The organism is Streptomyces sp. O3, from assembly GCF_054788135.1.
This window is the reverse complement of sequence record NZ_JBTVYK010000096.1, coordinates 1-10,548: the sequence shown is the minus strand read 5'-3', so window position 1 is coordinate 10,548 and position 10,548 is coordinate 1. Positions and strand designations below refer to the sequence as shown.

8 protein-coding genes are annotated in these 10,548 nt (G+C 71.9%); all 8 read left to right on the top strand.

All coding sequences use genetic code 11. The annotated features are described in order from the left end of the window. Positions 1-1,092: FecCD family ABC transporter permease (locus ACX6XY_RS29300; protein ID WP_460337387.1), on the top strand; the 1,092-nt coding region annotated here is incomplete at its 5' end. Beyond that, positions 1,092-1,889, top strand: a complete 798-nt coding sequence (locus ACX6XY_RS29295) for an ABC transporter ATP-binding protein (protein ID WP_460337384.1) — start codon at positions 1,092-1,094, stop codon at positions 1,887-1,889. The genes ACX6XY_RS29300 and ACX6XY_RS29295, both read left to right, overlap by 1 nt. Beyond that, positions 1,886-2,914: an ABC transporter substrate-binding protein gene (locus ACX6XY_RS29290; protein WP_460337381.1), complete on the top strand. Its 1,029-nt coding sequence runs from the start codon at positions 1,886-1,888 to the stop codon at positions 2,912-2,914. Before ACX6XY_RS29295 ends, ACX6XY_RS29290 begins: the two co-directional genes overlap by 4 nt. A 23-nt stretch (positions 2,915-2,937) precedes the next feature. After that, positions 2,938-3,231: a hypothetical protein gene (locus ACX6XY_RS29285; RefSeq protein ID WP_460337378.1), complete on the top strand. Its 294-nt coding sequence runs from the start codon at positions 2,938-2,940 to the stop codon at positions 3,229-3,231. A gap of 298 nt (positions 3,232-3,529) precedes the next feature. After that, positions 3,530-5,422, top strand: coding sequence for an ABC transporter ATP-binding protein (locus ACX6XY_RS29280; RefSeq protein WP_460337375.1), 1,893 nt, complete (start codon positions 3,530-3,532; stop codon positions 5,420-5,422). Between the two features lie 374 nt (positions 5,423-5,796). After that, entirely contained in the window at positions 5,797-7,299 is a 1,503-nt protein-coding gene (locus ACX6XY_RS29275) for a xanthine dehydrogenase small subunit (RefSeq protein WP_460337373.1), read from the top strand. Beyond that, on the top strand, positions 7,296-9,674 hold the full coding sequence (gene xdhB, locus ACX6XY_RS29270; protein ID WP_460337371.1) for a xanthine dehydrogenase molybdopterin binding subunit: 2,379 nt from the start codon (positions 7,296-7,298) through the stop codon (positions 9,672-9,674). The genes ACX6XY_RS29275 and xdhB overlap by 4 nt, the downstream gene beginning before the upstream one ends. Before the next feature lies 1 nt (position 9,675). Next, on the top strand, positions 9,676-10,485 hold the full coding sequence (xdhC, locus tag ACX6XY_RS29265) for a xanthine dehydrogenase accessory protein XdhC (RefSeq protein ID WP_460337368.1): 810 nt from the start codon (positions 9,676-9,678) through the stop codon (positions 10,483-10,485). Positions 10,486-10,548: the final 63 nt, after the last annotated feature.

The window sequence follows — 10,548 nt, the reverse complement described above, 5'->3', positions numbered from 1 at the left end:
GAGCCCACCGCCGCACCGTCCCCGCCGCCCGCCGGCGCCGGACCCGCGCCGCCCCGGCGCGTCCCGCTGCCGCCCCTGCTCACCGCACTCGCCGCCGCGCTGCTGCTCTCCCTCGTCTGCGGGGCCGGGCTCGGCGCGTCCGGGCTCACCTGGGGCGAGGTGCTGCGCCACCTGTGGGCCGGGCTGAGCGGCGGGACGATCGCCCCCGACGAGGTGGCCGCGTACACCATCGTCTGGGAACTGCGCTTCCCCCGCGCCCTGCTCGCCGCCGTCGTCGGCGCAGGGCTCGCGGCCGTCGGCGTCGCCGTCCAGGCCATGGTCCGCAACGCGCTCGCGGACCCCTTCACCCTCGGCATCTCGTCCGGCGCGGCCGTCGGCGCCAACGCCGTGCTGCTCTTCGGCGCGCTCGGCGCGCTCGGCGTCTGGGCGCTGTCCGCGGCGGCGTTCGTCTCCGCGCTGTGCGCCATGACCCTGGTGTACGCGGTCGCGCGCACCGCGCACGGACTGACCCCGCTGCGGCTCGTTCTCACCGGCACCGCGCTCTACTACGGCTTCTCGGCCGTCAGCACCCTCATGGTGTTCATGGCCGAGCGTGGCGAGGCCGCCCGCTCCGCGATGATGTGGCTGCTGGGCAGCCTCGCCGGAGCCACCTGGCGGGCCGTGCCGATCGCCGCGGTCGCGGTACTCGCCGGGCTCGGCTTTCTCGCGGTGTCCGCGCGGCGGCTGAACGTGCTCGCGATGGGCGACGAGACGGCGGCCGCGCTCGGCATGGACGCCGAGCGGCTGCGCAGGCAGCTGTTCCTGCTCGCCGCGGCCGTCACCGGGGCCGTCGTCGCGGTCAGCGGCGCGATCGGCTTCGTCGGTCTGATGGTGCCGCACGCCGCGCGGATACTCGTCGGCGCCGACCACCGCCGGGTGCTGGCCGTCGCGCCGCTGCTCGGCGCGGTCCTGCTGATCTGGGTGGACATCCTGTCCCGCGTCGTCCTGGCCCCGACCGAGCTGCCGGTGGGAGTGCTGACCGCGGTCATCGGCGTGCCGTCCTTCCTGCTGCTGATGCGACGCCGCGGCTACGCCTTCGGAGGTGCTGCGTGATGCGCGTCGACATCGATGAACTGACCGTCGAGATCGCCGGCGCCCGGCTGGTCGATGAGGTGACGCTGGGCGTCGGCAGCGGACAGGTCGTCGGGCTCGTCGGGCCCAACGGCAGCGGCAAGTCGACCCTGCTGCGCTGCGTCTACCGGGCGCTCAAGCCGTCCGCCGGCGCCGTCCGGATCGGCGGCGACGACCTGAGCGCGCTGAACGCCCGAGAAGGCGCGCGCCGACTGGCCGCGCTGCCCCAGGAGGCGGCTACCGAGTTCGACTTCACCGTGGCCGAAGTGGTCGCGATGGGGCGGCTGCCGCACCAGCGGTCGGCGGCCAGGACCACCGCCGACGACCGGCGGGCGTGCCTGGACGCGCTGGCCAGGGTCGGCGCCGGGCACCTCGCCGACCGCGGGATCCTCACCCTCTCCGGCGGCGAGAAGCAGCGCGTGCTGATCGCCCGCGCGCTCGCCCAGGAGCCACGCGTCCTCGTCCTGGACGAGCCCACCAACCACCTGGACATCGCCCAGCAGCTGGAGGTGCTGTCCCTGGTGCGCGACAGCGGGCTCACCGTGCTCACCTCGCTGCACGACCTCAACCTCGCAGCCGTCCACTGCGACCTGCTGCACGTCATCAAGGCCGGACGCGTCGTCGGCTCGGGCGCGCCGCACGACGTCCTCACCGCCGAACTGCTCGCCGACGTGTTCGGAGTACGGGCGCACCGCGTGCCGCACCCCGAATCCGGCGCGATCCAACTGATCTTCGACCGTCTCACGGCCGCCAGGCCCGCTTCCCAGGAGTCCCGTTGACCCTCTCCGTACGCCCCACCGCCGCTCTGCTGATCGCCGCCGCCCTCGCGCTCAGCGGCTGCGGCGCCCAGGTCACGTCCGAAGGCGACACCGACAGCAAGGCCGAAGCCAAGGCCGATGACCGCTACCCCGTGACGATCGAGAACTGCGGGGAGAAGGTCACGTACGACAAGGCTCCCCGGCGGGTGGTCACCAACGACGTCGGCATCACCGAGATCATGTTCGCGCTCGGCCTCGAGGACCGCATGGCGGGCTATGTGATGCCCGACGACAAGGGGGACCTGGGCGGTGTCCCGTGGAAGGACGCCTACCAGAAGACCACCTGGCTCTCCAAGAAGAGGATCAACAAGGAACTGGTGCTGGACGCCAGGGCCGACCTCGTCTTCGCGGGGTGGAACTACGGCTTCAGCGAGGACATCGGCTTCACACCGACCGAGCTGGACCGGCTGGGCATCGACACCTACCTGCTGACCGAGTCGTGCCGCAACGGGCGCGGCAAGGCGCGCGGGGTGATGTCACCGCTGGACGCCCTCTACACCGACCTGCGCAACCTGGGGAAGCTCTTCGACGTGCAGGATCGCGCCGAGAGCCTGGTCGCGCAGTTCCGCAAGCAGGTCGCCGACGCCGAGGCCAAGGCGCCCCGAGGCGAGGACCGGCCGCGGGTCTTCCTCTACGACGCGGGCCAGGACAAGCCGCTCACCTCGGGCGCCTACGCCGGACCGCACGACATCATCACCAAGGCGGGCGGCGACCACATCATGAAGGACCTCAAGGACAGCTGGACCACGGTCGGCTGGGAGACCGTCGTCGAACGCGACCCGGAGGTCATCGTGATCAACAACTACGGGGACACCAGCGCCGAACAGAAGCGGCGGTTCCTCAAGTCCCACCCGCCGCTCGCGAACGTCTCGGCCGTCAAGAACGACCGGATCGTCGTCCTGGACTACGTGGACCTGGTCGAGAGCCCGCGCAACCCCGCGGCCGTCGTCTCGCTGGCGAAGGAACTGCGCGCCGGGAAGCCCTGACCGACCCATTACGATCCAGAGCCATGACCACAGCTGATCAAGAACAGGACGTCGTGCGGCGGGGGCCCACACCGCGCCAGGCCCGGCTGATCCGGATCACCGTGGCCCTGGTGCTGATGGCGGCGGCGGCCGTGGTGCTCGTGGTACGCCTGGCGAACCGGTCATCCGTCCTGGTCGTCGGGGTGTACGGGCTGCTGCTGATCCTCTGCGGCCTGGTGATCGAACTCAGCCGCCGGGGCAGGACCCGGCTCGGCAGCTATCTGCTGGGGGCCGGTCTGGCCGCCGCGCTGGCCGCGGACTGGGTGCTGCTGCCCTGAGCGCCCGTACCGCCCCGCTGTCCGGAGGATCCTCACCCTCCTCACCCGCCGCCGTGAGGCCGTGAGGCCGTGAGGATCCTCCCCCGAAAGGGGGAACAATTCCGGACAGCGGGGCGTTTATACGGGTGTGGGCGCGGACGAGGTGGTTTCCCCGACCGCCTCAGTCCCCTGCACGGCTCGCCCCGACCGGCACACCCCCCCGTCCGGTCGGGGCGTCGCCTTGTGCGTGATCGGCGGCTGATCGGCGGCTGATCCATTCCTTGACCTCAAGTTTGGTCGAGGTCCTAGCGTGCTGTTCATGAGCATGGAAACCACCGCCTGGACGCAGCTGCGCAGCGTCATGGAAGCGCAGCAGGACCGCCGCCCCTTCACCCGCGCCACACTGCGCCGCATCGGCGCCTTCGCCCGCCCACACCGCCGCCGCATCCTGCAGTTCCTGCTGGTCAGCGTCATCGCCGCGGTCATCGCCGTGGCCACACCTGTCCTCGCGGGCCAGGTCGTGGACGCCATCGTCCGCGGCGACGACCCCGGCGTCGTCATCCGCCTCGCCCTCCTGATCGCGGGCATCGCCCTCGCGGAGGCCGGGCTCGGACTGCTGAACCGCTGGCTGTCCGCCAGCCTCGGCGAGGACCTCATCCTGGGACTGCGCACCGCCGTCTTCGACCACGTACAGCGGATGCCGGTCGCGTTCTTCACCCGCACCCGCACCGGCGCCCTGGTCAGCCGCCTCAACAACGACGTCATCGGCGCCCAGCGGGCCTTCTCGGGCACCCTGTCCGGGCTGGTATCCAACAGCGTCACCCTGCTGCTGACCCTCGCCGTGATGCTCACCCTGTCCTGGCAGATCACCCTGCTCGCACTGGTCCTGCTCCCGGTGTTCGTGGTGCCCGCCCGCCGCATGGGCGCCCGCATGGCGAAGCTCCAGCGCGAGGCCGCGGAACACAACGCCGCCATGGGCACCCGGATGACCGAGCGGTTCTCCGCTCCGGGCGCCACCCTGATCAAACTCTTCGGGCGGCCCGGCGCCGAGTCCGAGGAGTTCGCCGAGCGGGCCCGGCGGGTGCGCGACATCGGCGTACGCACCGCCATGGCGCAGTCGGCCTTCATCACGGCGCTCACCCTGGTCTCCGCCCTCGCCCTGGCCCTGGTCTACGGCCTCGGCGGCTTCTACGCCCTGCGCGGCTCCCTCGACCCCGGCGCGGTCGTCGCCCTCGCCCTGCTGCTCACCCGGCTGTACGCGCCGCTGACCGCGCTGGCCGGTGCGCGGGTCGAGGTGATGACCGCCCTGGTCAGCTTCGAGCGGGTCTTCGAGGTCCTCGACCTGAAGCCCCTCATCGCTCAGAAGCCGGACGCCCGCCAGGTCCCGGAAGGACCCGTCGCCGTCGAGTTCGAGAACGTACGCTTCGGCTACCCGTCCGCCGACAAGGTCTCCCTCGCCTCGCTCGAAGAGGTCGCCTCGCTCGACACCCGCGGCGGCGACGAGGTCCTGCACGGCGTGTCCTTCCGCGCCGAGCCCGGCCAGACCGTCGCCCTGGTCGGCTCATCCGGCGCGGGCAAGTCGACCATCGCCCAGCTGGTGCCGCGCCTGTACGACGCCGACACGGGCGCCGTACGGATCGGCGGCGTCGACGTACGCGACCTGAGCGCCGCCTCACTGCGCGGGGCGCTCGGCATGGTCACCCAGGACGGCCACCTCTTCCACGACACGGTCCGCGCCAACCTGCTGCTCGCCCGGCCCGAAGCGGCCGAGGACGAGCTGTGGGACGCGCTGCGCCGCTCCCGCCTCGACGGCCTCGTCGCCTCCCTGCCGGACGGCCTGGACACCGTCGTCGGCGAGCGCGGCTACCGGCTCTCCGGCGGGGAACGGCAGCGGCTGACCATCGCCCGGCTGCTGCTCGCCCGGCAGCGCGTCGTCATCCTCGACGAGGCCACCGCCCACCTCGACAACACCTCCGAAGCGGCCGTCCAGGAGGCCCTGGCCGAGGCGCTCTCCGGACGCACCGCCGTCGTCATCGCCCACCGGCTGTCCACGGTGCGCGCGGCGGACCAGATCCTGGTCGTCGAGGAGGGCCGGATCGTGGAGCGCGGACGGCACGAGGAGCTGCTCGCCGCGGACGGCCGGTACGCCGAGCTGTACCGCACCCAGTTCGCCGACACCGCCGCAGGCGATGCCCAAGCGGTCGGTTCATGAGATATTCAGGACAACCTCTTGACCGCCATGGGCCCAGCTACTAGTTTTCGATAATCGTAGATCCCTGGACTATCGAAAGGAGGCGACCAGCGCATGTACCTCTGCTCTGATCTCGGTCGCCTCGCCCAGTGCACCGCCTGGGTTCCGGGTCGGATCGCGCACGGCTGCTGACCCCGCCGTTCTGACGCGCCCGTCTGTGGCGCACTCCGGGTGTCCCGTCACCCCTGTCACTTCCGGCACATAGCCGTTGCCTGCCGTTTTCCGCCCGCATTTCCGCCCCGCACCTCGCACGCGGCGCGTCTGAGCACAGAAAGCTGCCCGAAATTGGCGAACACAATGAACCGACCGATCGCGCACCGAGCCGAGGTCCTGTCATGACGGCGGCGCGGATCACGGTCAACGGGAAAGAGACGCCGCTCGCGCCGGCCGCGCCCCACACCACGGTGCTGGACTTCCTGCGCGACCGCGGCCTCACCGGCACCAAGGAAGGCTGCGCCGAGGGAGAGTGCGGCGCCTGTTCGGTCCTGGTGGCCCGCCCCGGTGTGAACAAGCCGACCGACTGGGTGGCGGTCAACGCCTGCCTGGTCCCGGCCGCCGCGCTCGACGGCCAGGAGGTCATCACCTCCGAAGGCCTCGCCACCGAAGGCGAGGCCGGGACGCCGCCCGCGCTGCACCCCGTACAGGAGGAGATGGCCGTACGCGGCGGCTCCCAGTGCGGATACTGCACGCCGGGCTTCATCTGCAGCATGGCCGCCGAGTACTACCGCCCCGACCGCTGCGCGCACGCCTCCCCGGCCGACGGAACCGACGGCGTCGACGCCGCCAGCACCGGCTCCGACAGCACCGACGCCGAGCACGGCCCGAACGGCTTCGATCTGCACGCGCTGAGCGGAAACCTGTGCCGCTGCACCGGCTACCGCCCGATCCGCGACGCCGCCTACGCCGTCGGCGCGCCCACCGAGGCCGACCCGCTCGCGCAGCGCCGTGAGCAGTCCCCGCCCGCGCCGGTCGCCACCGAGTACACGCAGGACGACAGGGCGTTCGTACGCAAGGACACTCTGGCCGAGACGCTGCGGCTGCTGCGCGAGCGGCCCGACGCGGTGGTGGTCGCCGGTTCCACCGACTGGGGTGTGGAGGTGAACATCCGCTCCCGCCGCGCGGACTGCGTGGTCGCCGTCGACCGGCTGCCCGAACTGCGGGAGCTGCGCGTCGAATCCGACGTCATCGAGATCGGGGCGGCGCTGACGCTCACCGAGATCGAACGCCGCCTCGACGGCAGCGTCCCGCTGCTCGCCGAACTGTTCCCGCAGTTCGCGTCCCGGCTCATCCGCAACGGCGCGACCCTCGGCGGCAACCTGGGCACCGGCTCGCCCATCGGTGACAGCCCGCCCGTGCTGCTCGCCCTGGAGGCGTCGCTGGTGCTCGCCGACGCCGACGGCGAGCGCGAGGTCCCGCTGGCCGACTACTTCACCGGCTACCGGCAGAGCGTGCGCCGCCCCGGCGAGCTGATCCGCGCGGTGCGCGTCCCGCTGCCGCTGTCGCCGGTCACGTCCTTCCACAAGATCGCCAAGCGGCGCTTCGACGACATCTCCAGCGTCGCGGTCGCCTACGCGCTCGACATCGAGGACGGGATCGTCCGCAAGGCCCGCGTCGGCCTGGGCGGCGTCGCCGCCACCCCGATCCGCGCGCTCGACACCGAGGCGGCCCTGGAGGGCAAGCCGTGGGCGGCCGACACCGCCGAGGCCGCGGCCCGCGTGCTGCGCGCCGAGGGCACCCCGATGAACGACCATCGCGCCAGCGCCGAATACCGCTCCGCGATGCTCGGCCAGAGCCTGCTGAAGCTGCACGCGCAAACCACCGAGGCGGTGTCGTCATGAGCCAGTTGTCCGAGCGTCCCGAAAAGCCCGTCGTCGGCGTCTCGATGCCGCACGAGAGCGCCGCCGCGCATGTCACCGGCGCCGCGCTCTACACCGACGACCTGGTCCAGCGCACCAAGGACGTGCTGCACGCCTACCCGGTCCAGGTCATGAAGGCCCGCGGCCGGATCACCGCGCTGCGCACCGAGCCCGCGCTCGCCGTGCCCGGCGTGGTCCGGGTGCTGACGGGCGCCGATGTGCCCGGCCTCAACGACGCCGGGATGAAGCACGACGAGCCGCTGTTCCCGGACGAGGTCATGTTCCACGGCCACGCGGTCGCCTGGGTGCTCGGCGAGACCCTGGAGGCGGCCCGGCTCGGCGCCGCCGCCGTCGAGGTGGAACTCGACGAGCAGCCGTCCCTGGTCACCTTGCAGGACGCGATCGCGGCGGGCAGCTACCACGGCGCCCAGCCCGTGATGACGACCGGCGACGTCGAGGCGGGCTTCGCCGACTCCGCGCACGTGTTCACCGGCGAGTTCCAGTTCGCCGGGCAGGAGCACTTCTATCTCGAGACGCACGCGGCGCTGGCCCTGGTCGACGAGAACGAGCAGGTGTTCATCCAGAGCAGCACCCAGCACCCGTCGGAGACCCAGGAGATCGTCGCGCATGTGCTCGGCGTGCCCAGCCACGAGGTGACGGTCCAGTGCCTGCGGATGGGCGGCGGCTTCGGCGGCAAGGAGATGCAGCCGCACGGGTTCGCGGCCATCGCCGCGCTCGGCGCCAAGCTGACCGGCCGACCGGTCCGGTTCCGGCTCAACCGGACCCAGGACCTGACCATGTCCGGCAAGCGGCACGGGTTCCACGCCTCGTGGAAGATCGGCTTCGACGCGGACGGCCGCATCCAGGCCCTGGACGCCACCCTCACCGCGGACGGCGGCTGGAGCCTCGACCTGTCCGAGCCGGTGCTGGCACGGGCGCTGTGCCACATCGACAACACGTACTGGATCCCCAACGCGCATGTCGCCGGGCGCATCGCCAAGACCAACACGGTCTCCAACACCGCCTTCCGCGGCTTCGGCGGGCCGCAGGGCATGCTGGTGATCGAGGACATCCTGGGCCGCTGCGCGCCGCGGCTCGGCCTGGACCCGATGGAGCTGCGGGAGCGGAACTTCTACCAGCCGGGCCAGGGCCAGACCACGCCGTACGGACAGCCCGTCACCCAGCCCGAACGGATCTCCACGGTCTGGCGGCAGGTGCACAGCGACGCGGGCGTCGCGGACCGCAAGCGCGAGATCGCCGCCTTCAACGCCGCGCACCCGCACACCAAGCGGGCGCTGGCGATCACCGGCCTGAAGTTCGGCATCTCGTTCAACCTCACCGCCTTCAACCAGGGCGGCGCGCTGGTCCTGATCTACAAGGACGGCTCGGTCCTGATCAACCACGGCGGCACCGAGATGGGCCAGGGCCTGCACACCAAGATGATGCAGGTGGCCGCGACCACCCTGGGCATCCCGCTGCACAAGGTCCGGCTCGCCCCGACGCGTACCGACAAGGTGCCCAACACCTCCGCCACCGCCGCCAGCTCCGGGGCGGACCTGAACGGCGGGGCGATCAAGAACGCCTGCGAGCAGCTGCGCGAGCGGCTGCTGCGGGTGGCCGCGTCCCAGCTGGGCTCGAACGCCTCGGACGTGCGCATCGTCGAGGGCGTCGCGCGCACCCTGGGCAGCGACAAGGAGCTGGCCTGGGACGACCTGGTGCGCACTGCGTACTTCCAGCGCGTGCAGCTGTCGGCCGCCGGTTACTACCGGACCGAGGGGCTGCACTGGGATGCCAAGACGTTCCGCGGCTCGCCGTTCAAGTACTTCGCCCACGGCGCCGCCGCGACCGAGGTGGAGGTCGACGGCTTCACCGGCGCGTACCGGATCCGGCGCGTCGACATCGTGCACGACGTCGGCGACAGCCTGTCCCCGATGATCGACATCGGTCAGGTCGAGGGCGCCTTCGTGCAGGGCGCGGGCTGGCTGACGCTGGAGGACCTGCGCTGGGACACCAGCGACGGGCCGAACCGCGGTCGGCTGCAGACCCAGGCGGCGAGCACCTACAAGCTGCCGAGCTTCTCGGAGATGCCCGAGGAGTTCAACGTCACGCTCCTGGAGAACGCCACCGAGGAGGGCGCGGTGTACGGGTCCAAGGCGGTGGGCGAGCCCCCGCTGATGCTGGCGTTCTCGGTGCGCGAGGCGCTGCGGCAGGCCGCCGCCGCGTTCGGGCCCGGCGGGACCGGCGTCGAGCTGGCCTCGCCCGCGACGCCGGAAGCGGTGTACTGGGCGATCCAGACGGCCCGCCAGGACGCCGACGCCCGCGACGGCCACGCCGCGGCAGTGCTGAGCGGTGCCTGACATGACCTGGGTCGCCGCGGTCGCGCGGTTGCGGGCACGCCGGGAGTCCGGCGTGCTGGTGACCGTCGCGACCGTGCGCGGCCACGCCCCGCGCGACGCCGGCGCCAAACTCGTCGTGGGGCACACCGAGACATGGGGGTCGATCGGCGGCGGCAATGTCGAGGCCGTGTCGATCGACCGGGCTCGGGAGATGATCGCCGGATCCCATGCGGAGCCGGAGCTGATCGACTTCGCCCTGAACGACAAGGTCAGCAACCAGCACGGCGTGCAGTGCTGCGGCGGCACCGTCCAGGTGCTGCTCGAACCGCTGCCCGTGGTACGGGCGGTGGCGATCTTCGGCGTCGGCCACGTCGGCCTGGAACTGGCGCGCATCCTGGCCCGTCAGGACCTCGACCTCCACCTGGTCGACAGTCGCGCCGACATGCTCACCGAGCAGCGGCTCGGCGTGCTGGCGGACGCGGTGGCGCAGGTGCACCCGCACCACACGCCGCTGCTGCCGGAAGAGGTGCTCGACGAGCTGCCGCGCGGCACCCACATCCTGATCATGACGCATGACCACGCCGAGGACGCCGCGCTGTGCGACGCCGCCTTGCGGACGACGCATCTCGGCTCGATCGGCTTGATCGGGTCGGCGCCCAAGTGGGCGCGGTTCCGCAAGCGCCTCGCCACCGAGGGCGGGCACGACGACGCTGCGATCGACCGGATCAAGACCCCGATCGGGCTGGCCGACGTCACCGGCAAGGAACCCGCGACCATCGCCGTGAGCGTCGCCGCCGATCTGCTGCGCGGTTTCGAGGCCGAGGAGAACTGACGGCGCGTCCGGCAGTCGGACGAAGACGAAAGGGGCGCCCCGCCCACGCGAACTCGCGTGGGC

Coding starts and splice junctions, on each gene's coding strand:
- ACX6XY_RS29275 (WP_460337373.1), top strand. CDS start 5,797: ATGACGGCGGCGCGGATCACGGTCAACGGGAAAGAGACGCCGCTCGCG.
- ACX6XY_RS29295 (WP_460337384.1), top strand. CDS start 1,092: ATGCGCGTCGACATCGATGAACTGACCGTCGAGATCGCCGGCGCCCGG.
- xdhB (WP_460337371.1), top strand. CDS start 7,296: ATGAGCCAGTTGTCCGAGCGTCCCGAAAAGCCCGTCGTCGGCGTCTCG.
- xdhC (WP_460337368.1), top strand. CDS start 9,676: ATGACCTGGGTCGCCGCGGTCGCGCGGTTGCGGGCACGCCGGGAGTCC.
- ACX6XY_RS29285 (WP_460337378.1), top strand. CDS start 2,938: ATGACCACAGCTGATCAAGAACAGGACGTCGTGCGGCGGGGGCCCACA.
- ACX6XY_RS29280 (WP_460337375.1), top strand. CDS start 3,530: ATGAGCATGGAAACCACCGCCTGGACGCAGCTGCGCAGCGTCATGGAA.